The sequence below is a fragment of the Burkholderia sp. Bp8991 genome (assembly GCF_003853795.1).
Classification (GTDB): domain Bacteria; phylum Pseudomonadota; class Gammaproteobacteria; order Burkholderiales; family Burkholderiaceae; genus Burkholderia.
This window is the reverse complement of the sequence record NZ_QTQJ01000001.1, coordinates 254,525-280,903: the sequence shown is the minus strand read 5'-3', so window position 1 is coordinate 280,903 and position 26,379 is coordinate 254,525. Positions and strand designations below refer to the sequence as shown.

Below are 26,379 nucleotides of genomic sequence, written 5' to 3'. Positions count from 1 at the left end.
GGTAAGAGTGAAGAAAGCTGGAGCGGTAGTTCAGTTGGTTAGAATACCGGCCTGTCACGCCGGGGGTCGCGGGTTCGAGCCCCGTCCGCTCCGCCAGAACAAAGCCCGTTCAAATGAACGTTTTGAGCGGGCTTTTGCGTTAAAGATGTAAGCAGTACGTTGTCCCCTTCGTCTAGAGGCCTAGGACATCACCCTTTCACGGTGAGTACAGGGGTTCGAATCCCCTAGGGGACGCCAGATTCAGCGGCGTTTCGTAGAAGTGTCGCGAGGCTTGCAGGAACGTAACCGACGTCCTGCTGGTAACGGTGCAGAAAGCTGGAGCGGTAGTTCAGTCGGTTAGAATACCGGCCTGTCACGCCGGGGGTCGCGGGTTCGAGTCCCGTCCGCTCCGCCAGAAAATGAAAAAGCCCGCCTCGTGCGGGCTTTTTCATTTGCACCGTTGATCGTGCCCGCGTGCGGGCGCGTGACTGCGGAGTGGAGGAAGCCGCCTGCGCGGCTTCCGGCGGGACGCGAAGGGCTGCGCGTGCACGCGCAGCCGCGGCCTGCAGGATGTAGGCGAGTCCCGTCCGCTCCGCCAGAAAATGAAAAAGCCCGCCTCGTGCGGGCTTTTTCATTTGCATCGCCGATCCGGCGCCACTACGAGAAATTCGCGATTGCATCCGCCCGCGACTGCGCTATCGTGGCGGAATGCGTTTTTGACCCCTGCGCGATGCTCGATCCGACCGACCTGCGATTGCTGTATCAGCTCCGGCCCGCGGAGCCTGGCGATTTTCCGTTTGCCGAGGCGCTGACGCACGGCAATATGGGCGGCTATTACAAGCGCCATGGGCTCGTCTGGCGCAGCGACCTGTTCTATGCGAGCTGGCGCGAATCCGAAAACTTCATCCTGGAAGCCGACGGCGAACGTATCGGCGTGCTGCGCGTGACCGAGGAGGGCGATTCGCTGCACATCCGCGACGTGCAGATCGCGGCCGGCCATCGCGGACAGGGCGCCGGCACCTACATGCTCGACATGTCGCATCGCTGGGCGCGCGCCCGCGGGCTGCACGAACTGCAGTTGCGTGTGTTCGTCGACAATCCGGCCGCGCGCCTCTACCTGCGTATGGGCTACCGCGTCACCGGGCCGAGGCTGGCCCAGCTCGGCTCGATTCGCCACATGGTGCGTCCGGTTTGAGCGCGTAACGGTTACCCACGCGGGGGCCACGCGGCGACGGTCAGCGGGCGGCGTCGATCGCGTCGTCGTCGGGGGCGTCGTCGATTGCGATGCCGTCTTCCGCGCCGCGATGCTCGTAGCCGCGCAGCATGAACGCGCGCGGGCTTTCGCCGAACGCGCGCCGGAACATCGCCGAAAACGCGCTCTGGCTCTGGTAGCCGAGTTCGCGGGCGATGTGCGACAGCGGGCGCCCCTGGTTCAACAGCGGAATCGCGCGCGCGAGCAGCGCCTGCTGCCGCCACTGCGAAAAACTCACGCCCAGTTCCTGCCTGAACAGCCGCGAGATCGTGCGCGTGCTCGCACCCACCTCGCTCGCCCAGTGTTCGAGCGATTCCGCATGCGCCGGTTGCGCGAGCACCGCCTCGCACAGCATGCGCAGCCGCTTCTCGTCGGGCATCGGCACCGCGAGCGGCAGCGGTTCGGCGCGGCTCAGCTCGTCGAGCACGAGCCCGCACAGCAGCCGTTCGCGGGTGCCGCTCAGGTCGCGCGCGTCGAGCGCGACGATCAGTTCGCGCAGCAAGCCCGTCACTTCGACCACCCGGCATGCGTCGAGCCCGTCCGGCACGACCGACTCGTCGATGTACAGCGTGCGCAAGTACGCTTCCTCGACGATCACGACCTCGTGCGTGACGTGCGGCGGCACCCAGATCGCGCGGGAAGGCGGCACCATCCATGTCGTCCCGGTCGTCGCGACGCGCAGCACGCCGCGCGATGCATACGCGAGTTGCGCCCACGCGTGCGTGTGCAGCGGGATCCGGCGTCCGGCGTCGACCTGCCGTGCCCGGACACGCATCGGGTGGACGCGGGTCGGCGCGAACTCGGGCGGGATGTCGATGACGTCGTACGGGTTCGATGCGTCGGCTTGGGCTGGCGGGTTCATGGGCGATTCGGTCGGCGCGGCGGCGATGCCGTCATTTTAGAAGGCGCCGCGCAGGCGGATGCGGCGGTTTTTCGGCCGATAATGCACGGTTCAAATGAACTTTGTATGGGGCAGCACGTGTGCCGGCCGGCGCAAGCCCTGGCCAGCGTGATGCGTCGCGCCGAAAAGAACCATCGTGCCGCCGGCGCGGTCTATCGATGCGGGCGCGTTTTCGCACAAGCAGCGCCCCAACGACGCCGGCGCCCGCGGCACGGCCGCGACGGCCCGGCACGGCAACACCTGAATCGAAGAGGAGGACCACGATGCGCCATGTATTCGTCTACGGCACGTTGAGAGCGGGAGAAGCCAACGACATCGGCCAGGCGGCCGCGCGGAACGGGATCGCCGCGCCGACGCTGCTCGGGGCGGCCGCACTGCCGGGCGAACTGTACGATTTCGGCACGTATCCGGGCATGGTGCCCGGGCCGGCCGGCCGGTCGCTCGTGTGGGGCGACGTCTACGAGATCGACGAGCGACTGGTGCCCGTGCTCGACGAGATCGAGCGCGTCTATCCGGGCGTCGACACGCTGTTCCGGCAGGAGCCGGTGACCGTCGAACTCGGCGGTCGTGCCTATGCGTGCGTCTACTATCCGGTCGCCGCGCATGCGGCAGCCGACCGTCCGCGCATCGTGTCGGGCGACTGGGTCCAGCACCGGCGCGAGCGGGAAGCCGCCGCCGCATCCGCATAGAGAACCCGCTGCCCAGCAAAGGAAAAGCGCCCCGCGGGGCGCTTTTTTCATGCCGCCGTGTTGCGCGACCGGCGGCGGGCAGGACCGGGCGACCCGGCCCGCGTCGTCAGATTTCCTCGTACAGCGGCAGCGTCAGGAATTCGGTGAAGCCTTCCGATGTCGACATCTGTTCGAAGATCGCCGCGGCACGCTCGTACGGTTGCGTGTTGCCGCCGACCGACCGCTTCACGTTGTCGAGCTCGGCCTTCGCGAATTCGCGCACGAGCTCGGCGGTGACCTTGCGGCCGTCGTCGAGCACGCCCTTCGGCGAGCGGATCCACTGCCACACCTGCGAGCGGGAGATCTCGGCGGTCGCCGCGTCTTCCATCAGGTTGTGGATCGGCACGCAGCCGTTGCCGTCGAGCCAGGCGCCGAGATAGTGGATGCCGACGTTGATGTTGTTGCGCAGGCCGGCTTCGGTGATCGGCGCTTCAGGCTGGAAGTCGAGCAGGTTCTTGCCTTCGATCTGCACGTCGTCGCGTTGCTTCGCGATCTGGTTCGGCTTGTCGCCGAGCACCTTGACGAATTCCTCCATCGCGATCGGCACGAGGCCCGGGTGCGCGACCCAGCCGCCGTCGTAGCCGTCGGTCGCGTCGCGCTGCTTGTCCGAGCGCACGCCGCCCATCGCCTTGTCGTTCGCTTCCGGATCGTTCTTGATCGGGATCAGCGCGCTCATTCCGCCGATCGCCGGCGCATTGCGCTTGTGACAGGTCTTCAGCAGCAGCAGCGCGTACGCGCGCATGAACGGCACCGTCATCGTGATCTTCGAGCGATCGGCCAGGCAGAAGTCGCGGTCGTTCTTGAACTTCTTGATCGCCGAGAAGATGTAGTCCCAGCGGCCGGCGTTCAGGCCCGAGCTGTGTTCGCGCAGTTCGTACAGGATCTCGTCCATCTCGAACGCGGCGAGGATCGTCTCGATCAGCACCGTCGCGCGGATCGTGCCGCGCGGCACGCCGACTGCCTCCTGTGCCGCGACGAAGATGTCGTTCCACAGGCGCGCTTCGAGATGGCTTTCCATCTTCGGGAGGTAGAAGTACGGGCCCGAGCCGCGCGCGATCAGTTCCTTCGCGTTGTGGAACAGGAACAGCGCGAAATCGAAGATGCCGCCGGACACGCGCTGGCCGTCGACCGTCACGTGCTTCTCGTCGAGATGCCAGCCGCGCGGACGCACGATCAGCGTCGCGACCTTGTCGTTCAGCTGGTACGACTTGCCGTTCTGCTCGAGCGAGATCGTGCGGCGCACCGCGTCCTTCAGGTTGATCTGGCCGTCGATCTGGTTCGTCCAGCTCGGCGCGTTCGAATCCTCGAAGTCCGTCATGTACGAATCGGCGCCCGAGTTCAGCGCGTTGATGATCATCTTGCGCTCGACGGGGCCGGTGATCTCGACGCGGCGGCATTGCAGGTCGGCCGGCAGCGGCGCGACCTTCCAGTCGCCCTCGCGGATCGCCTTCGTGTCGGCCAGGAAATCGGGGCGCTCGCCGGCGTCGAGGCGCTTGGTGCGTTCGACGCGGGCCTGCAGCAGCGCCTGGCGGCGCGGCTCGAACGCGCGGTGCAGCGCCGCGACGAGTGCGAGTGCTTCAGGCGTCAGGATCGCTTCGTAACCCGGCTTGATTTCGCCGGTGATCGCCATGCCTTGCGGCAGCGTGATCGGGGTGCTCATGAGTCTCATCTCCTTGGTCGGTCAGTTGCGGTTTCGGTGAAGGGGGAAGGCGGCAGCGCAGCGAACGTCATGCGCCCGGGCCGGGGCGCGCGCGGTTCGCGGGTCTGCCGGACGGGGCCGGGGTGGCGAGGAATGCGAGCAGGTCGGCCATGCCGCTGCCGGTGCCGTCGGGCGGCGCGCCGAGTTCCTCGGCAGGCGCACCCGTGCGGTTGAGCCAGAACGTCGTGTAGCCGAACCAGGCGGCCCCCGCGACGTCCCAGGCGTTCGACGACACGAACACGATGTCGCGCGGGTTCGCGCCGAACGCGGCGGTGCCGAGCGCGTACGCGGCCGGGCTCGGCTTGTACGCGCGTACCGCGTCGGCCGACAGCACGCGATCGAACAGGCCGGTCATGCCGGCGCTCTTGATCGCGATGTCGAGCATCTCCGGGTTGCCGTTCGACAGGATCGCGAGCGGCGGGCGCGGGTCGAGCGCGCGCAGCTTGCGCAGCGCGGGCACCGTGTCGGGATAGGTGGACAGGCACGCGTATTCGTCCATCAGCCGCTTCTCGGCCGCGCTGTTCAGCGCGAGCCCGAGCCTGCGCGCGGAGAACCGCAACGCGTCGAGCGTGATGTCGCGGAACGGGCGATAGCGGGCGCCGGACGGATCGGCGAGCGTGCGCAACTGCGAGTATTCGATTTGCTTGCGTCGCCACAGCCGCGACAACCGGTCCCCGTGACCGGGAAACATCTGCTCTGCCGCGGCCACGACCGCATGCACGTCGAACAACGTGCCGAATGCATCGAAGAGGATTGCGTCGGGAGAGGAGAGTGTCGTTGTGGCCGACATAGCCTTGCGCTCCAGTTTCAGAGGTCGGAAACGATTTTATTCGTGCTCGTCAGTGCTAAAAAAGACGCTAAACATCACTTGATCTTTTACTTTCATATACCTAATCTTGACGGCTCAAGCTATTTGAAGGGCGGGAGCGCCGCCCTGCGAGTCATGGACCGGTTCAAACAGATCGAAACGTTCGCCGCGGTCGCGGCGAAGGGCAGCCTGTCGGCGGCCGCGCATGCGGAAGGCGTCGCGCCGGCGATCATCGGCCGCCGCCTCGACGCGCTCGAGGAGCGGCTCGGCGTGAAGCTGCTGGTGCGGACTACGCGCAAGCTCACGCTGACCTTCGAGGGGTCGGCCTTCCTCGAGGATTGCCAGCGGATCATCAACGACATGCAGAACGCGGAGGCGAGCGTGTCCGCCGGCGGCGTGAAGGCGAGCGGCCACCTGCGCATTTCCGCGCCGGCCGGCTTCGGGCGGCGCCACGTCGCGCCGCTCGTGCCCGAATTCAGCGGCGCGCATCCGGACGTGTCGGTCACGCTCGACCTGTCCGACCGGATGGTCGACCTCGTCAACGAAGGGTTCGATTGCGCGGTGCGGCTCGGCGAGCTGCCCGATTCGTCGCTGGTGTCGCTGAAGCTCGGCGAGAACCGGCGGGTGTGCGTCGCGTCCCCCGCGTATCTCGCGCGGCGCGGCACGCCGGCCACGCTTGCGGAACTCGCGCGCCACAATTGCCTCGCGCTTGCCGCGAATGCGAACCAGCAGCGCGGCTGGGCGTTCCAGGAGGGCGACAAGGTGGTGTCGATCCGCGTGAACGGCACGATGGAATGCTCGGACGGCGCGGTGCTGCACGAATGGTGCCTCGCCGGCTACGGCCTGGCATGGCGATCGTGGTGGGAGGTCGGCGACGACATCGCGGCCGGCCGCCTCGTCACCGTGCTCGACGCGTTCGCGGCACCACCGATCGGCATCCACGCGGTGTTTCCGCAGCGCCGTCACCTGCCGCTGCGCGTGCGGCTGTTTCTCGATTACCTGAAACATACGTACGAACGGCCGGGGTATTGGGGCGAGTAGGGCGGGGCGAGCAGGGCGCACCGGCCCGCGCGTTTCCGATATGAGGGCGAACCCGCTGCCGGCGCCGGTCGCCCGGTTTCGCGCACTACAATCGAAACTGGCATGCGCGACGCGCCGGAGCCGGCCCGCATGGGTTCGCGGTGCGCGCGGTGCGTCTGACGCAGGAGGGCGCGATGTTCCGGCACATCCTCGTTCCAACCGACGGTTCCGAACTGTCGCAGAAGGCGATCGACGGCGCGATCGACCTGGCGCGCGCGGTCGGCGCGCGGGTCACGGCCTATGCGTGCCTGCCGCAGTATCCGTACTCGCCGTTTTCCGAAGTGATCATCGAGCCGCCCGCCGATTTCCGGGCGCGCAGCGAGCGCGAGGCGCGCGCGCACCTGGACGACGTGCAGGCAGCCGCGAAGGCGGCCGGCGTCGATTGCGACAGCTGGACGAGCGTGCATCCGTCGCCGTACCTCGGCATCATCGAGGCGGCCGAACGTGGCGGCTGCGACGTGATCTTCATGGCGTCCCACGGACGCCGCGGGCTCGGCAGCCTGCTGATCGGCAGCGAAACGCAGCGCGTGCTGACCCATACGAAAATTCCGGTGATCGTCTATCGGTAGACGCGGCGCCCGTCGTTCGTAGCCGCCCGGGCGACAGCACGGCGGCGCCGCTGAAAAAAGGGCGCGCCGGACGAAGCCGGCGCGCGTCGTTGCTGGCGGCCACTGGCCGCGCGCGACCGGTCGCGCGACGTCGATCGCGCGCCAGCCGTCTCCTCCCTGATTGTTGTCCGGTGCCGCCGATGCCGCGCCGTCGCGTGACGGGCCGGCATCGGCGTGACGCTTGCGCGCGTTACGCGACCTTCTTGCCGTCGAAGAACTGTTCGTCTTCGGTCGAGCCGTGCAGCGCGGTCGTCGAGGCTTCCCGCTCGACCGTCTGCGTGACCGCGTCGAAGTAGCCGGTGCCGACTTCGCGCTGGTGCTTGACGGCCGTGAAGCCCTTGTCGGCCGCCGCGAACTCGGCCTGCTGCAGTTCGACGAACGCGCTCATCTGCGTGCGGGCATAGCCGTGCGCGAGGTTGAACATCGAGTAGTTCAGCGCATGGAAGCCGGCCAGCGTGATGAACTGGAACTTGTAGCCCATCGCGCCGAGTTCCTTCTGGAACTTCGCGATCGTCGCGTCGTCGAGGTTCTTCTTCCAGTTGAACGACGGCGAGCAGTTGTACGACAGCATCTTGCCGGGGAACTGCTTTTGGATCGCTTCCGCGAATTTCTTCGCGTACTCGAGATCCGGCTTGCCCGTCTCGCACCAGACGAGGTCGGCGTACGGCGCATACGCGAGGCCGCGCGAGATCGCCTGCCCGATGCCCGGCTTCGTGCGGAAGAAGCCTTCGACCGTGCGCTCGCCCGTCAGGAACGGCTTGTCGTTGTCGTCGATGTCGGACGTGATCAGGTCCGCCGCTTCCGCGTCGGTCCGCGCGACCAGCACGGTCGGCGTGCCCATTACGTCGGCCGCGAGACGCGCCGCCGACAGCTTCGCGACCGCTTCGCGGGTCGGCACCAGCACCTTGCCGCCCATGTGGCCGCACTTCTTTACCGACGCGAGCTGATCCTCGAAGTGCACGCCCGAGGCGCCGGCCTCGATCATCGCTTTCATCAGTTCGAACGCGTTCAGCACGCCGCCGAAGCCGGCTTCCGCGTCCGCGACGATCGGCGCGAAGAAATCGACGTAGCCTTCGTCGCCCGGATTCTTGCCTTCCGACCACTGGATCTGGTCGGCGCGCGTCAGCGTGTTGTTGATGCGCTTGACGACGAGCGGCACCGAGTTCGCCGGGTACAGCGACTGGTCCGGGTACATTTCGCCCGCGACGTTCGCGTCGCCGGCCACTTGCCAGCCCGACAGGTAGATCGCCTTCAGGCCGGCCTTCACCTGCTGCATCGCCTGGTTGCCGGTCAGCGCACCGAGTGCGTTGACGAACGGCTCTTCGTTGATGAGGTGCCACAGCTTTTCCGCGCCGCGCTTGGCCAGCGTGTGCTCGACGGCGATCGAGCCGCGCAGGCGCACCACGTCCTCAGCCGTGTAGCTGCGCTTGATGCCCTTCCAGCGCGGATCGGTTTCCCATTGCTTTTGCAGTTCCTGTGCCTGTTGCTGTCGCGACATGATGAGCTCCTTGATGCGGTGTGTTGCCAGATCGGTCGAATCGGACGGTGCTGATGCTGTTCTCGAAGCGGGGCGCGGTGCGTGCCGCTTTGAGAAGTCTTGTATAAGAGTCTAGGCAAACCGATCCGAGTGAAACAGGGGCTATACCAGGAAGTTTGAAACTTTTTAATCGTTTTTAATCAACAACTTGTGTTTTGTGTTTCGCAATGAGAAACGATTTTTCCCATCTCGCAATTGTAAGGTTGTGCTGCGCAGCATGATTTTTTACGACGCAAAAAAATTTTCCGCATCGTGAAATTTGGCGCGGGACGAAAAAAAACCGGCGCGGGTGCGCCGGTTTGCCGGATGGGCGGGCGGCCACGGGGGCCGCCGGGGCGTGCTTACGACGCCGAATTGCTGCGACGCGGGCCGCCGCTGCGCTGGCCGTCGCGACGCGGGCCGCCGTCACGGCTGCCGCCCGGCTTGCCGCTCCAGCCGCCGCCATTGCCGCCGCCGTAGCTGCGGCCGTTGCCGCCATGACCGCCGCCCGGCTTGCCGCCGAAACGACGACCGCCGTTACCGCCGCCCGGACGGCCGCGGCCGCCGGTGCCGCGATCGTTGCGCGGGGGTGCCTTGCGGGGCTCGAAGCCTTCGATCACGTTGACCGGCAGCGGCGAGCGCACGAAGCGCTCGATGCGCTTGAGCGCGCCTTGCTCGGCGTGGTGCACGAGGCTCACCGCGGTGCCCGAACGGCCGGCACGGCCCGTACGGCCGATACGGTGCACGTAGTCTTCCGCGAACTTCGGCAGGTCGTAGTTGAACACGTGCGTGATGCCCGGGATGTCGATGCCGCGGGCTGCGACGTCGGTCGCGACCAGCACGCGCACGCGGCGCTCGCGCAGCGCACGGATCGTGCGGTTGCGCGCGCCCTGCGGCAGGTCACCGTGCAGCGCGGCCGATTCGAAGCCGGCGTCGGCGAGACGGCCGGCGAGCTGGTCGGCATCGATCTTGGTCGCCGTGAAGATGATCGCCTGGTCGAGCGCGTCGTCGCGCAGCAGGTGATCGAGCAGGCGGTCCTTGTGGTCGCGATCGTCGACGTAATGGACGGTCTGTGCGATGTTCGCGCGCGATTCGAGGCGCTGCTGGATCTCGATGCGTTCCGGATCCTTCAGCAGGCGGCTCGTCAGCGAACCGATCTTGCCGTCGAGCGTGGCCGAGAACAGCATCGTCTGGCGCGACTCGGGCGTCGCGGCGACGATCGTCTCGATGTCTTCGATGAAGCCCATGTCGAGCATGCGGTCGGCTTCGTCGAGCACGAGCATCTTCAGTTCGGACAGGTCGATGCGGCCGCGCTCGAGGTGATCGAGCAGACGGCCCGGCGTGGCGACCAGGATCTCGGGGTTCTTCGCGAGCAGCATCAGCTGCTGGCCGTAGGCGACGCCGCCGAGGATGCTGACCGTGCGCAGGCGCTTCAGGTGCTTGCCGTAGGTCGACGCGGCCGTGGTGACCTGCATCGCGAGCTCACGGGTCGGCGTCAGCACGAGCAGGCCCGGGCGGGCGACGGGCTGCGGGCGGCGCGCACGGCGGTCGCCCTGATTCGGTTCGCGCGGCGCACGCGGTTGCTGCGCCTGCGCCTTCTGGAGCTGCGCGAAACGTTCGATCGCGGGCAGCATGAATGCGGCCGTCTTGCCCGAACCGGTCGGGCTCGACACCAGCAGGTCCCGACCGGCGATGCCGGCCGGAATCGCGCGCTGCTGGACCGGCGTCGGCTTGGCGTAGCCGGCGGCCTGCAGCGCGGAGACGATCTCCGGCGACAACCCGAGCGACGCGAAAGTCGGCTCGTCCGACGCCGGTTCGACCGCGGCCGGTGCGGCGGCGTTCTCGAGACCGAGCGCCTGGTCGGCGATCGCGTTGAGCGGGCTGGAGTTGATGCTCGAAGTCATAACAATCCTTGAAACACAGTGGGTGAAACGTCGGCGCCAATCGCGCATACCCAAGTCGTCGGATTCAGCGAGCAAATCGTGAAACGGGTGCAATCCGCCGAACCGTCGGCGGATGAGGCATTAGAAGCTGTTTTGGGTGCGGCGCGCTTCTGGAGCGGGGGCCGCCAGCCTAGTTGACGACCGCGAGGGTCGAAGCAGGAGGGGACAGGTTCTAAACCGGATTGGAGCTTAACGCTACGAGGCGTCGGGCCGGAACGGCTTGCGAGCCGAGCGCGGGAGGTGACGCAGCCAGCATTATAGAGATATTTGCTGCGCTGCGCCACTGATTTGATTGCCTATTGATTGACTGTCGCGGCAGGCGGGACAGATCAGGACGCCGTGCCGTTCTTCAGCGATTCGACGAGTTCGATGTATTGCTGCTTCGCCGCATCCTGGGTCGTGCCTTTCAGCGCTTCCCACGCGTCGTACTTGTACTTGCCGACGATGTCGGTGAAGCCCGGCTTGTCGCCGTGCGCGTCGCCGTCGGTCGCCTGCTTGAAGAGCGCATACAGGCGCAGCAGCGTCAGGTTGCCCGGTCGCTCTGTCAGTTGCTTGACGTCGACCTGGGCCTGGTCGAATTGGGCGGTGAGTTCGCTCATCGTGTGTCTCCGTAAGGGTTTCAGGTCGGGCGATCTTAACAAGCGCCGCGCCGCGCGGGGTCGAGCGATCCTTCCAAACCGCCAGCCGCGCGGCGCGCGCATCGCGATCGGGTCCGACCGCCCGTGGGAGCGGGGCGCCGCATTACAATGTCGGCCATGACGCAAACAGTGCTCCTCGCCATCGATACGTCGACCGAATACTGCTCGGTCGCGCTGCTGCGCTCGGCTTTCGCCGATGACGCCGTTTCCACCACGCAAACCTGGGTCCGCCACGAGCTGACGGGCGCCGTGTCGAGCACGCGCGTGCTGCCGGCCATCCAGGAACTCTTCGCCGAATCGGGCCTCACGTTCGCCGATTGCGACGCGATCGCGTTCGGCGCGGGCCCCGGCTCGTTCACCGGGCTGCGCACCGCGACCGGCATTACCCAGGGGCTCGCGTTCGGGCGCGGGCTGCCGGTCGTGCCGGTCAGCACGCTGCTCGCGTGCGCCGAACACGCGCGGCTGCGCGCACCCGGCACGACGCGCGTGCTGGCCGCGCTCGACGCGCGGATGGACGAAGCGTACTGGGCCGACTTCGCATGGGACGAGCAGGCGGGCGACTGGCGCACGCTGCATCCGGCGTCGCTCGATGCACCGGGCGCCGTCGGCGTGCCCGACGCGCCGTTCACGCTCGCGGGCAACGCGGCCGCCGCGTTCGGCGCGCAACTGCCGGCCGCGGCGGCCGCGGCCGTGATCGACGGCGACGCGCTGCCGCATGCGCTGGCGGTCGCGCATGCCGCGCTGCGGGCATTCCGCGCCGGCCGGACGGTGCCGGCCGACCAGGCCGCACCCGAATACGTGCGCGACAAGGTCGCGCAGACCACCGCCGAGCGCATGGCCGCGCGTGCCGCGCAGACGGACGGAGCAAAACGATGACGGGCGTCCTGTTGAGCGACCGCTATCTGTCGCCGATGACCGACACCGATCTCGACGAGGTCGTCGCGATCGAGCAGGTCGCGTACGAATTCCCGTGGAGCCGCGGCAATTTCCAGGATTCGTTGCGCAACGGCTATTTCGGCGTGTGCCTGCGGCACGTGACGGGCGCGCTCGTCGGCTATTGCGTGCTGATGCCGGTGATCGACGAAATGCACCTTCTGAACCTGTGCGTCGCGCCGGCCGCCCAGCAGTCGGGCGCGGGCCTCGCGCTGCTGCGCGAAGCCGTGCGCATCTCGCGCGCGGAGGGGCTCGACGGCGTGCTGCTCGAGGTGCGGCCGTCCAATCCGCGGGCGATCCATCTGTACGAGCGCTTCGGCTTCGTGACGATCGGCCGGCGCAAGAACTACTATCCGGCGCGGCATCGCAGCCGGGAGGACGCGATCGTGATGCGTCTGACGCTGAACAAGGACGAAGGGGACGTGCATGGCGTGGGCTGAAGCAGCGCTCGAGGAGATGGGGCTCGCGCAGATCTGGGTGCGGCGCGGGTCGCGCGCGGAAGGCGCCGAAGCGGGTGGCGCGGGGGCTGGGCCGGTTGGCGTGCCGGGCGCGGCGGACGATGCGTCCGCCGTTGCGGCCGCAACCGTCCCGCCCGCGTCGCGGCCGACGTCGGAGCAGCCGCGTGACACGCAGGCGGCTGCACGCGTGTTCCCGCGCGGCGATATGCCGCTGGCGGATACGCCGCCCGCTGGGGGCGCCGCGCGCTCCGCGGCACCGGCTGCGGAAACGGGCAGCGGCGCGCGTGCCGCGATCGACGAAGAGCGCGCATCCGCCGGGCCGGCATCGTCCCCGGCCGCCGCCGCCGCGGACGACCTGCCGCCGCTCACCGAAGACGATTTCGCGTGGTTCGACGCGGCGCCGCCCGGCGATCCGCTGCCGCCGGCCGAAGCGCGTCCTGCTGCAACGCCGGTCGCGATGCTCGACTGGGATGCGCTCGCCGCACGCGTCGCCGGCTGCACGAGCTGCCGCCTGTGCGAGAAGCGCACCAATACCGTGTTCGGTGTCGGCGATCGGGAAGCGGACTGGATGCTGATCGGCGAAGCGCCGGGCGAGAACGAGGACAGGCAGGGCGAGCCGTTCGTCGGCCAGGCCGGCAAGCTGCTCGACAACATGCTGCAGTCGCTCGCGCTCAAGCGCGGCGACAACGTCTACATCGCCAACGTGATCAAGTGCCGCCCGCCCGGCAATCGCAACCCGGAACCGGACGAGGTCGCGCGCTGCGAGCCGTACCTGCAGCGCCAGGTCGCGCTCGTGAAGCCGAGGCTGATCGTCGCGCTCGGCCGCTTCGCCGCGCAGACGCTGCTGAAGACGGACGCGAGCATCGCATCGCTGCGCGGCCGCGTGCACACGTACGAAGGCGTGCCGGTGATCGTCACCTACCACCCGGCGTACCTGCTGCGCAGCCTGCAGGACAAGTCGAAGGCGTGGGCCGACCTGTGCCTGGCGCGCGATACGTTCCAGCGGGCGGAGGGCGCCGCCGCGCACGGGCCGGCCGGACAATGACGCGCGGCGCGGCGGTCGCGTTCGTCGATACGCTGCACGATGCCGCGGTCCGCGATCTGGGCTGGCTCCTCGCGAGCCCGAGCCTGCTCACTGCCGCGCCCGGCGCGCCGCTCGCGCATCCTTGGGCGGATGCGGTCGAGCGGGTGGCCGTCGAAGCGTGGCTCGTCGCGCTCGATGCCGCGCCCGAGCCGCTGCACCGCGCGCTCGACGGGCTGCGGCCCGTGCGACTCGGCCGCTATGCCGAATGCCTGCTCGAGTATTTCCTCACGCACGGGCCGTCGCTGCGGCTCGTCGCCGCCAACCTGCCGCTGCGCAGCAACGGCAAGACGCTCGGCGAGGTCGATTTCCTCGTCGATGCGCCGGGCGGGCTGCGCCTGCACTGGGAACTCGCGGTCAAGTGCTATCTATGCGCGCCGGTCGACGGCGACGCGTCGCTCGCGGATTTCGTCGGGCCGAATCTCGTCGACCGCCTCGACCGCAAGCGCAGCCGGCTGCTCGAGCATCAGCTGCGGCTGAGCGATCGCCACGGGTTCGCGCTGCTGGGCTACGGCGCGCCGTCCGATGCGCAGATGTTCATCAAGGGCTGGCTGTTCTATCCGCACGGCGTGCCGCTGCCGCCGGTGGCCGCGGAAATCGCGGCCGATCATCCGCGCGGGTTCTGGCTCACGCACGCGCAGTGGCCGGCGTGGGCATCCGCGCAGCCCGACGGTGCGGCATGGAACGTGCTGCCGCGGCTCGCATGGCTCGCGCCGCGGCGGGTGGCGGCCGACGCCGCGCCCGAACCGCTGGCGCATTCGCTCGAATTGCCGTCCGCCTTGACGGCGCGCCAGGCGCCCGCGCTGATCGGCGTCCATCGACTGGACGGCAACGGCGTATGGCGGGAGACGGCGCGCGGTTTCATCGTGCCGGACGACTGGCCCGCGCGTGCGCAGGCGTTCGCTGCCCAGGACCACTGACGCCGCATCAGCCGGCGCTTACCACCAGCGATGGAAGTGATGGACGGGGCCGACGCCGTGGCCGACGTCGAGCTGGCCGCTCGCGGCGATCGCGCCGGTCAGGTAGGCCTTCGCTTCGCGCACCGCGCTGTCGAGATCGGGCCGCTGCGGCAGCAGCGCGGCGATCGCCGACGACAGCGTGCAGCCCGTGCCGTGCGTGTTGCTGACCGGCACGCGCGTGCCGTCGAACCGCACCGCATGCGCCGCATCGACGAGCCAGTCGGGGCTCGCGGCCGCGTCGGGCAGGTGGCCGCCCTTCATCAGCACGGCGCGCGCGCCGGTCTTCAGCAGCGCCTGGCCTTGCCGGACCATGTCGTCTTCGGTCATCGCGGGCGTGTCGCCGAGCAGGGCGGCCGCTTCGGGCAGGTTCGGCGTGACGACGGTCGCGAGCGGCAGCAGCGCGTCGCGCAATGCGTCGACCGCATCGGGCGCGAGCAGCGCGTGCGAACTCTTCGAAATCATCACCGTATCGAGCACGACGAAACGCGGCGCATGGCGCCGCAGCGCGTCGGCGACCGCGTGCACGATCGCCGCGTTCGCGAGCATGCCGATCTTGACCGCGTCGATGCGGATGTCGTCGAACACCGCGTCGAGCTGCGCGGTCACGAACGCGGCGTCCGGAGCGTGCACGCCGGTCACGCCGCGCGTGTTCTGCGCGGTCAGCGCGGTGATCACGCTCGCGCCGTACGCGCCGAGCGCGGAGAAGGTCTTGAGGTCGGCCTGGATGCCCGCGCCGCCGCCCGAGTCGGAGCCGGCGATCGTCAGGACGTTGGGTATCGGGTGCGTCATGATGGCAAGGCGCCGGTTCGAAGACCGGCACCGACGGACGGAAACAGGAAGTGTAGCGTCAGTGCCGCGATTCACCGATCAGCGCGACCGAGTCGAACTGACGCTGGTTCGCCTGGTGGCGGCGCATCACGAGCCACATCGTCAGGCACACGAACGTGCCGAACAGCACGATCACGACGCCGACCGGCACGTCGAGCCAGACCAGCACCGCATACAGGCACAGCATCACGAGCACCGACAGGTTCTCGTTGAAGTTCTGCACCGCGATCGAATGGCCGGCCGACAGCAGCACGTGGCCGCGATGCTGCAGCAGCGCGTTCATCGGAACCACGAAGTAGCCGGACAGCGCGCCGACGCAGATCAGGAAGATGTACGCGACGATCAGGTACACCGGCAGGCGCAGGTGGCCGAAATGCACGGCCCAGTGCGCCGGGAACAGGTCGCGCGTGTAGAACGCCATCAGCATGACCGCGATGCCCATGATGATGCCGACCGGCAGCACGCTGAGCGACTTCTTCAGCGGGATCCGCGCGGCGGCGGCGATCGCACCGCCCGCGACGCCGACCGCGACCACCGCCTGCAGGATCGCGCCTTCGGACAGCGACATGTTGAGCGACACTTCGGCCCACTTCAGCACGATGAACTGCAGCGTCGCGCCCGCGCCCCAGAACAGCGTCGTGACCGCGAGCGAGATCTGGCCGAGCTTGTCGCGCCAGAGCACCATGAAGCAGTCGGCGAAGTCGGTGAGGAGCTTGACCGGGCCGCGCTCCTGCTTCGGGTAGCGCGCGCCGGTATCGGGGATCCGCAGATTGAAGATGGCGGCGATCACGTAGATCGCCATGATGATCACCATCGCCGCTTCGGCGGGCGTGGCGATCCAGGCTGGCGTGTGCGCGATCACGTGCGACGCGATGTGCGGGCTGATCAGCGCGCCGCCGAGCACGGTGCCGAGGATGATCGAGCTGACGGTCGTGCCTTCGATCCAGCCGTTCGCGGCGACGAGCCGGTCGGCCGGCAGCAGCTCGGTCAGAATGCCGTACTTCGCGGGCGAGTAGGCCGCGGCGCCGAACCCGACGATGCCGTATGCGATCAGCGGATGGGCGCCGAGCAGCATGATCAGGCAGCCGACCACCTTGATCGAATTGGTGATGAACATCACGCGCCCCTTCGGACGCGAATCGGCGAACGCACCGACATAGGCCGCCAGCACCACATACGACAACACGAAGAACAGCTTGAGCAGCGGTGTCATCCAGTTGGGGGCGTGGAGGTCTTTCAGCAGGGCGATGGCGGCGATGAGAAGCGCATTGTCGGCCAGCGACGAGAAAAACTGCGCGGCCATGATGGTGTAAAAACCTTTTTTCATCTGATGCGATGCTTTCGTCGCTGCGGCAGGGCCGCGTAGGCCGCCTAGTATGCGATCGGCTTATTCCGTTCGAAATGGGTTGTGCGCACGGCTTTATAACACGAAAATACGGCAATTCGGACTAGCAAGATTCCCCGATCGTTCCGCAAATTGTCGGCTTCGGTGCTCAAAAGGCGCGGTAAGCTGATGATTCGCAAGCGTCTTTACGTAAATTTCCCATGCCGCGCCCGATCTCCGCCACCATCCACACCGCCGCCCTCGCGAACAATCTCTCCGTCGTCCGCCGCTTTGCCGGCCCGTCCAAGGTCTGGGCGGTCGTCAAGGCCAACGCGTACGGCCACGGTCTCGCGCGCGTGTTTCCCGGCCTGCGCGGCACCGACGGCTTCGGCCTGCTCGACCTCGACGAGGCCGTGAAGCTGCGCGAGCTCGGCTGGGCCGGCCCCATCCTGCTGCTCGAAGGGTTCTTCCGGTCGACCGACATCGACGTGATCGACCGCTACAGCCTCACGACCACCGTCCACAACGACGAGCAGATGCGGATGCTGGAGACGGCGCGGCTGTCGAAGCCCGTCAACGTGCAGCTCAAGATGAACAGCGGGATGAACCGGCTCGGCTACGTGCCGGAGAAGTACCGCGCCGCGTGGGAGCGCGCCCGTGCGTGCCCCGGCATCGGCCAGATCACGTTGATGACCCATTTTTCGGACGCCGACAACGAGCGCGGCGTCGCCGAGCAGCTCGCGACGTTCGAGCGCGGCGCGGCAAGCATCGCGGGCGCGCGCAGCCTCGCGAATTCGGCGGCCGTGCTGTGGCATCCGGATACGCACTTCGACTGGGTGCGGCCGGGGATCGTGCTGTACGGCGCATCGCCGTCGGGGCTGTCGTCCGACATCGCCGATACGGGCCTGAAGCCTGCGATGACGCTCGCCTCCGAGCTGATCGCCGTGCAGACGATCGCGAAGGGGCAGGCGATCGGCTATGGCTCGACGTTCTCCGCGCAAGCGCAGATGCGCATCGGCGTCGTCGCGTGCGGCTATGCGGACGGCTATCCGCGCGTCGCACCCGAAGGCACGCCCGTGATCGTCGACGGCATCCGCACGCGGATCGTCGGCCGCGTGTCGATGGACATGATTACCGTCGACCTGACGCCGTGCCCGCAGGCCGGCGTCGGCGCGCGGGTCGAGCTGTGGGGCAACGCACTGCCGATCGACGACGTCGCGCGCCATTGCGGGACCATCGGCTATGAACTGATGTGCGCGGTCGCCGCCCGCGTACCGGTGCGCGCGGAATAAGGGCAGCACGCGTGGCCAAACAGAAAACCGTCTACGTCTGCAGCGAGTGCGGCGGACAAACCCCGAAGTGGCAGGGGCAATGCCCGTCGTGCCAGGCCTGGAACACGCTCGTCGAATCGGTCGCCGAGTCGCCGGCCGCCCATCGCTTCCAGTCGCTCGCGAAACGCGCGCCCGTGCAGCGCCTCGTCGACATCGAGGCGGCCGACGTGCCGCGCTTCTCCACCGGCATCGGCGAATTCGATCGCGTGCTGGGCGGCGGGCTGGTCCCTGGCGGCGTCGTGCTGATCGGCGGCGATCCCGGCATCGGCAAGTCGACGCTGTTGCTGCAGTCGCTCGCGGACATCGCGAGCGAGCGGCGCGCACTCTATATCAGCGGCGAGGAATCGGCCGCGCAGATCGCGTTGCGCGCGCAACGGCTCGCACTGCTCGACGGCGGCGCGCCGGCGGCCGAGCTGAAGCTGCTCGCCGAGATCCAGCTCGAGAAGATCCAGGCCGCGATCGACGCGGAACGGCCGGACGTCGCCGTCATCGACTCGATCCAGACCGTCTATTCCGAAGCGCTGACATCGGCGCCCGGCTCGGTCGCGCAGGTGCGCGAGTGCGCGGCGCAGCTCACGCGCATCGCGAAGCAGTCCGGCACCGCGATCATCATGGTCGGGCACGTGACGAAGGAGGGCAACCTCGCGGGCCCGCGCGTGCTCGAGCATATCGTCGACACGGTGCTGTACTTCGAGGGCGACACCCATTCGTCGTTCCGGCTCGTGCGCGCGTTCAAGAACCGCTTCGGCGCGGTCAACGAGCTCGGCGTGTTCGCGATGACCGAGCGCGGGCTGCGTGGCGTCGCGAACCCGTCCGCGCTGTTCCTGTCGCAGCACGAGCAGGTCGTGCCGGGTTCCTGCGTGCTCGTCACGCAGGAGGGAACGCGCCCGCTGCTCGTCGAGATCCAGGCGCTCGTCGATACGGCCCACGTGCCGAACCCGCGCCGGCTCGCGGTCGGCCTCGAGCAGAACCGGCTCGCGATGCTGCTCGCGGTGCTGCACCGGCATGCGGGCATCGCGTGTTTCGACCAGGACGTGTTCCTGAACGCGGTGGGCGGCGTGAAGATCACCGAGCCGGCCGCCGACCTGGCGGTGCTGCTCGCGATCCATTCGTCGATGCGCAACAAGGCGCTGCCGAAGGGCCTGATCGTGTTCGGCGAAGTGGGGCTGGCGGGCGAGATCCGGCCATCCCCACGCGGCCAGGAACGCCTGCGCGAGGCGGCGAAGCTCGGTTTCACCGCCGCGCTGATCCCGAAGGCGAATGCACCGAAACAGCCGATCGAAGGACTGAACGTGATGGCCGTCGAGCGGATCGAGCAGGCGATCGACCGTGTGCGCGATCTCGAATAGCCGTGGCTGGCCAGCGCCGCCGTGCATTGGCCACGGTGATCTGTCGCGTAATTGAATGTAATGAATATGTAGGCTGATGTAACCCGCCGGACATCGCTTTTCCCTATCCTTTGCCGGATTGTCGAACCGCGCAATGCGAAGGGAACCTATGTTTAAACAGTATGGGGAAGCGCCGAGCGGACGCAGTTACAACCTGCGCGGCTGCCGTGTGTCGGAGCCGATCGTTCAGCCGTGGGGCGGCGGATGCCGGATCGTCGAATGGATCGACGACGAAGGGCGCCTGGCGCGCCGGGTCGTGTCCGAGGACGTGACGGAAGCGGAGGTCGCCGCGGCGATCCGCCGGCCGACCGAAGGGCGGCGTCACCTGATGGGCGATGACGAGCAGATGCCGCGCGATACGTTGCCGCGGCGTTGAGCGGATGGCGCGGCCGGCACACGGCCGACGCGATCACGTCGAACGCAACAATGACAAAGAGGCCGGGCCCGGGCGCCCGGCCTTGTCGTTTCCGCGCCCGGTGCGGCCGGGCGGGTTCGCCGGTCGTCGATCGTAGACCGTGGATCGTGCCGAGGACGTCCGGCCGCCGCTGAAACGACCGGCCGACGGCGCGCCGGGCGCGTTCAGCCGATCTGCTCGAGTTCTTCCTGCACGGCGAGCCAGTCCGCCTCGACCGTTTCGAGCCGGGCATTGACCTCGCCCAGCTTGCGGATCGCTTCGGTCAGTTCCGTCTTGCGCGCGGCTTCGTAGCTCGCCGGATCGGCGACGAATGCGTCGAGGCGCGCCTTCTCCGCGTGCAGCGTTTCCATTTCCCTTTCGAGCTTCGTGATGCGGTTCTGCAGCGGTTTCTTCAGCTGCGACAGCCGCTGGCGCTCCTCGGCCGCCTGACGCTTCTGATCCTTGCGGTTGATGCCCGGATCCGTGCCCGCTGCTGCGGCGCTGTCGGCCTTCGCGGCCGCGCGTTGCTCGGCCGCATGCTGCAGCAGCCAGTCGCGGTAATCGTCGAGGTCGCCGTCGAACGGCTGCAGCCGGTGCTTCGCGACGAGCATGAACTGGTCGGTGGTCGCGCGCAGCAGGTGGCGGTCGTGCGAGACGAGGATCAGCGTGCCTTCGAACTGCGCGAGCGCCATCGTCAGCGCGTGACGCGTCTCGAGGTCGAGGTGGTTGGTCGGCTCGTCGAGCAGCAGCAGGTTCGGTTTCTGCCAGATGATCAGCGCAAGCGCGAGCCGCGCCTTCTCGCCGCCCGAGAACGGGCCGACCGGGCTCGTCGCCATGTCGCCGGAGAAATTGAAGCCGCCGAGGAAGTCGCGCAGTTCCTGCTCGCGCGTATCGGGGGCGAGCCGTGCGAGATGCGCGAGCGGCGAATCGTCCTCGCGCAGGGTTTCGAGCTGGTGCTGCGCGAAATAGCCGATCGTCAGCCCCTTGCCGTCGCGCACGTGGCCCGACAGCGGCGCGAGCGTGCCGGCCAGCGTCTTTATCAGCGTCGACTTGCCCTGGCCGTTCGCGCCGAGCAGGCCGATGCGCTGGCCGTTCTGGATCGACAGCGCCACGCGTTCGACGATCGGGATGTCCGTGCCGTCCTCGGCGTGGTAGCCGCAGCGGACGTCTTCCATCACCATCATCGGGTTCGGCGCGGCGTCGGGCGTGCGGAATTCGAACGTGAACGGCGACGCGATGTGCGCGGGCGCGATCAGCTCCATCTTCTCGAGCGCCTTCATCCGGCTTTGCGCCTGCTTGGCCTTGGTCGCCTTGGCCTTGAAGCGGTCGACGAAGCTCTGCAGGTGCTCGATCGTCTTCTGCTGCTTTTCGTACGCGCTTTGCTGCAGCGCCAGCTGCTGCGCCCGCAGCACTTCGAACTGCGAGTAATTGCCGCCGTAGCGCTTCACCTGGCGATTTTCCAGATGCAGCGTGACGTTGCAGATCGAGTCGAGGAATTCGCGGTCGTGCGAGATCACGACGAGCGTGCCGGCGTAGCGGTGCAGCCAGTCTTCGAGCCAGACGATCGCGTCGAGGTCGAGGTGGTTGGTCGGTTCGTCGAGCAGCAGCAGGTCGGAGCGGCACATCAGCGCCTGCGCGAGGTTCAGCCGCATGCGCCAGCCGCCGGAGAAGCTGGCGACCGATTCGCGCGTCTGCGCGAGCGTGAAGCCGAGGCCGAGCAGCAACGCTTCGGCGCGCGCGGGGGCCGTATAGCCGTCGGCGTCGGCGAACGCCGCGTGCGCGTCGGCTTCGGCCGCGCCGTCGTGCGCGGCCGAGGCGGCGGCGATACGCGCCTCGATCTCGCGCAGCGCGGTGTCGCCGTCGAGCGTGTAGTCGAGCGCGGAGCGGTCGACGGCGGGCGTTTCCTGCGACACGTGGGCGATCCGCCACGACGGCGGCATCGCGAAATCGCCGCCGTCGGAATGCAGCTCGCCGCGCAGGACCGAGAAGAGCGTCGATTTGCCGGCGCCGTTCGCGCCGATCAGGCCGGCTTTCTCGCCGGGATTGAGCACGAACGAGGCCGACTCGAACAGCGGCTTGGTGCCGCGCGCAAGGCTGAACTGATTGAAACGGATCACGGCGGGAATGACTGACCAAAACCGCTATTCTAGACTGCGCGCGCGTCGCCCCGGATATCGGCCGTTCGGCAGGTGCCGCAACGGCGCGATTTCGCCTAGACTCCACGTCGATACGGTTTCGTAAAAGGAGTGCCCGATGTCCACCCTGTATTCGTTCAGCGCAGAGACGCTCGCCGGTGCGCCGGCGTCGCTCGACGCGTATCGCGGCAAGGTGCTGCTGATCGTCAATACCGCGAGCGAGTGCGGTTTCACGCCGCAGTATGCGGGCCTGCAGAAGCTGTATGACCAGTACGCGGCCCGCGGTTTCTTCGTGCTCGGCTTCCCGTGCAACCAGTTCGGCAAGCAGGAGCCGGGCGACGCCACGCAGATCGGCGCGTTCTGCGAGCGCAACTACGGCGTCACGTTCCCGATGTTCGCGAAGATCGACGTGAAGGGCGACCACGCGCATCCGCTGTACCGCTACCTGACCGACGAGGCGCCCGGCATCCTCGGCCTCAAGGCGATCAAGTGGAATTTCACGAAATTCCTGATCGACCGCGACGGGCGGATCGTCAAGCGCTACGCGCCGTCGACGAAGCCCGAGGAAATCGCCGCGGATATCGACAAGCTGCTTTGACGGTTCGATGCGGCGAGCGGGCGGTTCGGATCGAGCCTGCCTGGGCGTGGCGCCGGGGCATGCCGTGCGAAAGCATGCGCCGCCGGGCGGCGGCGCGGGGCCGGCGCTCGCGCAACCGCTACAGGATCGGCGCGAACAGGCGCGCGACGTGCATTGCGATACGCCGCCACGCGGGCGAGTGCCGATACTCGTTCGCATCGACTTCGTAGGCCAGCGCGAAATCGGCGTCGAGCATCGCTTCGACTTCGGCGGCGAACGCGCGGTCGACGGTCAGCACCATGATTTCGAAGTTCAGCCGGAACGAACGGTTGTCGAGATTCGCGCTGCCGATGGCGGCCGCGACGCGGTCGATCAGCAGCACTTTCTGATGCAGGAAGCCGGGCCGGTAGCGAAACACCTTGACGCCAGCGTCGACGAGATCGCGCGCATAGAGCTTCGACGCTTCGAACACCACGTAGTGATCGCGCCGGCTCGGAATCAGGATGCGCACGTCGACGCCGCGCATCACCGCGAGCTTCAGCGCGGCGATCACCGCTTCGTCGGGCACGAGATACGGCGTCGTGATCCAGATCCGCTCGCGCGCGGCGTTGATCGCCTCGACGAAGAACAGCGAGCCGGTTTCCTGCTTGTCGGCCGGCCCCATCGGCACGGCGAGGCAATGCATCGCGTCGTCGGGCAGCGTCTCCGGCGGCGCGGCGAGCGGCGGCAGCGTCTGCGTGGCCCAGTGCCAGTCTTCGGCGAACACGTACTGGATGCTGGCCACCACCGGGCCGCGAATCTCGATATGGGTGTCGCGCCACGGCGACAGGCGCCGGTTCGCACCGAGATATTCGATACCGACGTTGAGGCCGCCGACGAACGCGCGATTGCCGTCGACGACGACGATCTTGCGATGGTTGCGGAAGTTGAGCTGGAAGCGGTTGACGAACTTGCGGTGGGTCGCGAACGGATGGACCTCGACGCCGCCGCGGCGCAGCGTGTCGACGTAACCGCGCGGCAGGTCGAAGCTGCCGATGCTGTCGTACAGCAGGTAGCAGCGCACGCCGGCCGCCGTGCGGGCGAGCAGCGCGTCGCGCAGCATCTGGCCGAGCGCGTCGTCTCGCACGATGAAGAACTGGACGATCACGTAGTCGCGCGCGGCGTCGATCGCCGACAGGATCGCCGAGAAGGTTGCGTCGCCGTTCACGAGCGTGCGCACCGCATTGCCGCCGACGAACGGCATTCCACCCAGCCGCGTGAGCGCGAGCACGGCGGCCCGGCCGATCGCGTCGGCGGCCTGCCCGTCGGTTGCGTCCGCAGCGAGCCATGGCGCGCGCGGTGCGTGCGTGCGCAGCGCTTCCATCTCGTGGCGTCGTGCATCGACGTAGCCGGAGAACTTGCTGCGGCCGAGGAACAGGTACGGGATGAGCGTCAGGTACGGCATCGCGGCGAGCGACACGGCCCATGCGATCGCGCCTTGCGACGTGCGGGTATTCATGAGCGCATGACACGCCGCGATGATCCCGAGCACATGGATGGCCAGGACCAGGGTGCCGAGATGTAGCCAGTCGAGGGTCATGGGCGCGTGACGGACTCCTGAAGTCGTGCGGCGCGACGGCCGCGTACGCGCATCTTACCCAACCGTGCGGGACAGCGGTGTGCCGTACCGCACGGTTCGGTCGCGGCGCGCCGTCAGGCCTTGCGCGGCAGGTCCGACGCCTGGATCAGGAACACGGCGTCGTCGCCCGCGCTGGTGGGCAGCCACGTGAGCTCGAGGCCGCCGAACGCGGCTTCGACGTGCTCGCGCTCGTTGCCGATCTCGACGACGAGCACGCCGTCGTCGTGCAGCCAGTTGTGCGCTTGCCCGATGATGCGCCGCACGATGTCCATCCCGTCGTCGCCGCCCGCGAGCGCCATTTCCGGCTCGTGCCGGTACTCGGGCGGGAGGGCCGCCATCGACGTCGCGTTCACGTACGGCGGGTTCGTCAGGATCACGTCGTAGCGCGTGTCGGGTTCGGCGCGGAACGCGGGCAGCGGCGTATAGAGGTCGCCGCGATGCAGGGTGATGCGATCGTCGAGGCCGTAGTCGCGCACGTTGATCTCGGCGACTTCGAGTGCCTTCTCGGACAGGTCGACCGCGTCGATCTCGGCATTCGGGAACGCGCTGGCCGCGAGGATCGCGAGGCAGCCGGAGCCGGTGCACAGCTCGAGCACCGCGCCGACCTGCTCGGGATCGGCGACATACGGCTGCAGCCCGTCGTCGAGCAGTTCGCCGATGAACGAGCGCGGCACGATCACGCGCTCGTCGACGTAGAAGCGGTGGCCATGCATCCACGCTTCATGCGTGAGATACGCGGCCGGCACGCGGTCGGTCGCGCGCCGTTCGATCACCGCGAGCACGGCCGAGATTTCGTCGGGCAGCAGGCGGGCATCGAGGAACGGCTCGAGCGTGTCGAGCGGCAGGTCGAGCGTGTGGAGTACGAGGTAGGCGGCTTCGTCGTATGCGTTGTCCGAGCCGTGGCCGAACGCGAGCTTCGCCTTCGAGAAGCGCGTGACCGCATAGCGCAGCAGGTCGCGAACAGTTGCAAAAGGTGTCGTCATGCGAGGCTCCGTCAGGCGATCAGTTGTTCGAGCACGCGGCGGTACACGTTCTTCAGCGGGTCGACGAAGCGCACGTCGATGTGCTCGTCGATCTTGTGGATGCTGCCGTTCGGCGGACCGAACTCGATCACCTGCGGGCAGATGCGCGCGATGAAGCGCCCGTCGGACGTGCCGCCCGTCGTCGACAGCTCGGTCGTGAGGCCGGTCTCGGCGCGGATCGCGTTCTCCAGCGCGTTCGACAGGTCGCCGCGCGGCGTGAGGAACGGCAGGCCGCTCACCGACCACTTCAGCGAATATTCGAGGCCGTGCTTGTCGAGGATCGCATGCACGCGCGCCTGCAGGCCCTCGACGGTGCTCGCCGTCGAAAAGCGGAAATTGAACATCAGGTCCGCGTGGCCGGGGATCACGTTGGTCGCACCGGTGCCGGCGTGCAGGTTCGACACCTGCCAGGTGGTCGGCGGGAAGTATTCGTTGCCTTCGTCCCACTGTTCGGCGGCGAGCTCGGCGAGCGCCGGCGCGAGCAGGTGGATCGGGTTCTTCGCGAGGTGAGGGTAGGCGATGTGGCCCTGCACGCCCTTGACGATCAGTTCGCCCGACATCGAGCCGCGGCGGCCGTTCTTCACGACGTCGCCGAGTTCGGTGGTCGACGTCGGCTCGCCGACGATGCAGTAGTCGAGACGTTCGCCGCGCGCTTCGAGCAGCTCGACGACTTTCACGGTGCCGTCGGTGGCCGGGCCTTCCTCGTCGCTCGTGATCAGGAACGCGATCGCGCCGCGGTGGCCGGGGTGGGCCGCGACGAATTCCTCGGACGCGACGACGAACGCCGCGAGCGACGTCTTCATGTCGGCCGCGCCGCGGCCGTACAGCTTGCCGTCACGATGCGCGGGAATGAACGGCGGCGAGGTCCACTGCTCGAGCGGGCCGGTCGGCACGACGTCGGTGTGGCCCGCGAACGCGAGCAGCTTGCCGTCGCGGCCGTCGGCGCCGCGCTTGACGGCCCACAGGTTGGTCACGCCGTGCGACGCGATGGTTTCGCATTCGAAGCCGAGCGCGGCGAGGCGCTCGGTCATGATCTGCTGGCAATGCTGGTCGTCGGGCGTGACGGACGCGCGGGCGATCAGCTGTTCGGTAAGGGCTAGGGTGGCGGACATGGTTCGGACCACTTTCGATAAAAAATGCCGGCGCGGTGGCCGGCAGCGATGAGGCGTCGTGTGCAGC

General features: G+C 67.9%; 24 protein-coding genes and 3 tRNA genes. 15 read left to right on the top strand and 12 right to left on the bottom strand.

Annotated elements, in window-relative coordinates:
• The first annotated feature begins 19 nt into the window (after positions 1–19).
• The 4 genes from DIE02_RS01335 (at position 20) to DIE02_RS01320 (ending at position 1,174) form a co-directional block, all read left to right on the top strand.
• Positions 20–96, top strand: a tRNA-Asp gene (locus DIE02_RS01335).
• 65 nt (positions 97–161) lie between these two features.
• Positions 162–237, top strand: a tRNA-Glu gene (locus DIE02_RS01330).
• Positions 238–317: 80 nt separating this feature from the next.
• Positions 318–394: transfer RNA gene (locus DIE02_RS01325), tRNA-Asp, on the top strand.
• Positions 395–709: 315 nt separating this feature from the next.
• Positions 710–1,174 (top strand): GNAT family N-acetyltransferase, encoded by a 465-nt coding sequence (locus tag DIE02_RS01320; RefSeq protein ID WP_014896698.1) that lies wholly within the window; start codon positions 710–712, stop codon positions 1,172–1,174.
• A gap of 40 nt (positions 1,175–1,214) precedes the next feature.
• Here DIE02_RS01320 and DIE02_RS01315 read toward each other — a convergent pair whose 3' ends face one another.
• A complete protein-coding gene (locus DIE02_RS01315) occupies positions 1,215–2,093 on the bottom strand; it encodes a helix-turn-helix domain-containing protein (protein ID WP_044847960.1) in 879 nt (292 codons plus the stop codon).
• 302 nt (positions 2,094–2,395) lie between these two features.
• Between DIE02_RS01315 and DIE02_RS01310 the strand changes: the two genes are divergently transcribed.
• Positions 2,396–2,821 (top strand): gamma-glutamylcyclotransferase, encoded by a 426-nt coding sequence (locus tag DIE02_RS01310; protein WP_124486168.1) that lies wholly within the window; start codon positions 2,396–2,398, stop codon positions 2,819–2,821.
• A gap of 106 nt (positions 2,822–2,927) precedes the next feature.
• Here DIE02_RS01310 and aceB read toward each other — a convergent pair whose 3' ends face one another.
• On the bottom strand, positions 2,928–4,520 hold the full coding sequence (gene aceB, locus DIE02_RS01305) for a malate synthase A (RefSeq protein WP_124486169.1): 1,593 nt from the start codon (positions 4,518–4,520) through the stop codon (positions 2,928–2,930).
• 67 nt (positions 4,521–4,587) lie between these two features.
• Entirely contained in the window at positions 4,588–5,349 is a 762-nt protein-coding gene (locus tag DIE02_RS01300) for a haloacid dehalogenase type II (protein ID WP_124486170.1), read from the bottom strand.
• A 153-nt stretch (positions 5,350–5,502) separates the two neighbouring features.
• Between DIE02_RS01300 and DIE02_RS01295 the strand changes: the two genes are divergently transcribed.
• Complete coding sequence (locus DIE02_RS01295) at positions 5,503–6,408, top strand: LysR family transcriptional regulator (RefSeq protein ID WP_044847957.1); 906 nt, start codon at positions 5,503–5,505, stop codon at positions 6,406–6,408.
• A 173-nt stretch (positions 6,409–6,581) separates the two neighbouring features.
• On the top strand, positions 6,582–7,016 hold the full coding sequence (locus DIE02_RS01290) for a universal stress protein (protein WP_044848000.1): 435 nt from the start codon (positions 6,582–6,584) through the stop codon (positions 7,014–7,016).
• Between the two features lie 229 nt (positions 7,017–7,245).
• Here DIE02_RS01290 and aceA read toward each other — a convergent pair whose 3' ends face one another.
• The 3 genes from aceA to DIE02_RS01275 form a co-directional block, all read right to left on the bottom strand.
• Positions 7,246–8,553 carry an isocitrate lyase gene (gene aceA / locus DIE02_RS01285; RefSeq protein ID WP_124486171.1) on the bottom strand — a complete coding sequence of 436 codons (1,308 nt, stop codon included), beginning with the start codon at positions 8,551–8,553 and terminating at the stop codon, positions 7,246–7,248.
• A 380-nt stretch (positions 8,554–8,933) separates the two neighbouring features.
• On the bottom strand, positions 8,934–10,475 hold the full coding sequence (locus DIE02_RS01280; protein WP_044847955.1) for a DEAD/DEAH box helicase: 1,542 nt from the start codon (positions 10,473–10,475) through the stop codon (positions 8,934–8,936).
• Between the two features lie 368 nt (positions 10,476–10,843).
• On the bottom strand, positions 10,844–11,113 hold the full coding sequence (locus DIE02_RS01275) for an acyl-CoA-binding protein (RefSeq protein ID WP_044847954.1): 270 nt from the start codon (positions 11,111–11,113) through the stop codon (positions 10,844–10,846).
• A 147-nt stretch (positions 11,114–11,260) separates the two neighbouring features.
• Here DIE02_RS01275 and tsaB point away from each other — a divergent pair, with 147 nt between their 5' ends.
• From tsaB to DIE02_RS01255, 4 genes are read left to right on the top strand one after another with little or no spacing between them, the layout of a single operon-like run.
• The gene (tsaB, locus tag DIE02_RS01270; RefSeq protein ID WP_124486172.1) at positions 11,261–12,028 is read left to right on the top strand and encodes a tRNA (adenosine(37)-N6)-threonylcarbamoyltransferase complex dimerization subunit type 1 TsaB; all 768 of its coding nucleotides are present in this window, start codon (positions 11,261–11,263) and stop codon (positions 12,026–12,028) included.
• Positions 12,025–12,525, top strand: a complete 501-nt coding sequence (gene rimI, locus DIE02_RS01265; protein ID WP_124486173.1) for a ribosomal protein S18-alanine N-acetyltransferase — start codon at positions 12,025–12,027, stop codon at positions 12,523–12,525. Before tsaB ends, rimI begins: the two co-directional genes overlap by 4 nt.
• Positions 12,512–13,588 carry a uracil-DNA glycosylase family protein gene (locus DIE02_RS01260; protein ID WP_124486174.1) on the top strand — a complete coding sequence of 359 codons (1,077 nt, stop codon included), beginning with the start codon at positions 12,512–12,514 and terminating at the stop codon, positions 13,586–13,588. The genes rimI and DIE02_RS01260 overlap by 14 nt, the downstream gene beginning before the upstream one ends.
• Entirely contained in the window at positions 13,585–14,544 is a 960-nt protein-coding gene (locus DIE02_RS01255) for a DUF1853 family protein (protein WP_124486175.1), read from the top strand. The genes DIE02_RS01260 and DIE02_RS01255 overlap by 4 nt, the downstream gene beginning before the upstream one ends.
• 18 nt (positions 14,545–14,562) lie before the next feature.
• Here the strand turns inward: DIE02_RS01255 and thiD are convergent, their stop codons facing one another.
• The gene (thiD, locus tag DIE02_RS01250) at positions 14,563–15,372 is read right to left on the bottom strand and encodes a bifunctional hydroxymethylpyrimidine kinase/phosphomethylpyrimidine kinase (RefSeq protein WP_124486176.1); all 810 of its coding nucleotides are present in this window, start codon (positions 15,370–15,372) and stop codon (positions 14,563–14,565) included.
• 58 nt (positions 15,373–15,430) lie between these two features.
• The gene (gene lplT / locus DIE02_RS01245; protein ID WP_044847948.1) at positions 15,431–16,738 is read right to left on the bottom strand and encodes a lysophospholipid transporter LplT; all 1,308 of its coding nucleotides are present in this window, start codon (positions 16,736–16,738) and stop codon (positions 15,431–15,433) included.
• 218 nt (positions 16,739–16,956) lie between these two features.
• On the opposite strand from lplT, the gene alr reads away from it, so the two are divergent.
• The 3 genes from alr to DIE02_RS01230 all read left to right on the top strand — a co-directional run bounded on the left by alr (position 16,957) and on the right by DIE02_RS01230 (position 19,830).
• Complete coding sequence (gene alr / locus DIE02_RS01240; protein WP_044847947.1) at positions 16,957–18,027, top strand: alanine racemase; 1,071 nt, start codon at positions 16,957–16,959, stop codon at positions 18,025–18,027.
• 11 nt (positions 18,028–18,038) lie between these two features.
• On the top strand, positions 18,039–19,415 hold the full coding sequence (radA, locus tag DIE02_RS01235) for a DNA repair protein RadA (protein WP_044847946.1): 1,377 nt from the start codon (positions 18,039–18,041) through the stop codon (positions 19,413–19,415).
• Between the two features lie 148 nt (positions 19,416–19,563).
• Positions 19,564–19,830, top strand: a complete 267-nt coding sequence (locus DIE02_RS01230) for a DUF2866 domain-containing protein (RefSeq protein ID WP_044847945.1) — start codon at positions 19,564–19,566, stop codon at positions 19,828–19,830.
• A 203-nt stretch (positions 19,831–20,033) separates the two neighbouring features.
• Here DIE02_RS01230 and DIE02_RS01225 read toward each other — a convergent pair whose 3' ends face one another.
• A complete protein-coding gene (locus DIE02_RS01225; protein ID WP_124486177.1) occupies positions 20,034–21,965 on the bottom strand; it encodes an ATP-binding cassette domain-containing protein in 1,932 nt (643 codons plus the stop codon).
• Between the two features lie 136 nt (positions 21,966–22,101).
• Between DIE02_RS01225 and DIE02_RS01220 the strand changes: the two genes are divergently transcribed.
• Entirely contained in the window at positions 22,102–22,581 is a 480-nt protein-coding gene (locus DIE02_RS01220; protein ID WP_069745053.1) for a glutathione peroxidase, read from the top strand.
• A 118-nt stretch (positions 22,582–22,699) separates the two neighbouring features.
• On the opposite strand, the gene cls is transcribed toward DIE02_RS01220, so the two are convergent.
• From cls to dapE, 3 genes are all read right to left on the bottom strand, one after another.
• Positions 22,700–24,139: a cardiolipin synthase gene (gene cls / locus DIE02_RS01215; protein WP_124528468.1), complete on the bottom strand. Its 1,440-nt coding sequence runs from the start codon at positions 24,137–24,139 to the stop codon at positions 22,700–22,702.
• Positions 24,140–24,252: 113 nt separating this feature from the next.
• Complete coding sequence (gene prmB / locus DIE02_RS01210) at positions 24,253–25,161, bottom strand: 50S ribosomal protein L3 N(5)-glutamine methyltransferase (RefSeq protein WP_124486179.1); 909 nt, start codon at positions 25,159–25,161, stop codon at positions 24,253–24,255.
• A gap of 11 nt (positions 25,162–25,172) precedes the next feature.
• Positions 25,173–26,312 carry a succinyl-diaminopimelate desuccinylase gene (dapE, locus tag DIE02_RS01205; RefSeq protein ID WP_124486180.1) on the bottom strand — a complete coding sequence of 380 codons (1,140 nt, stop codon included), beginning with the start codon at positions 26,310–26,312 and terminating at the stop codon, positions 25,173–25,175.
• Positions 26,313–26,379: the final 67 nt, after the last annotated feature.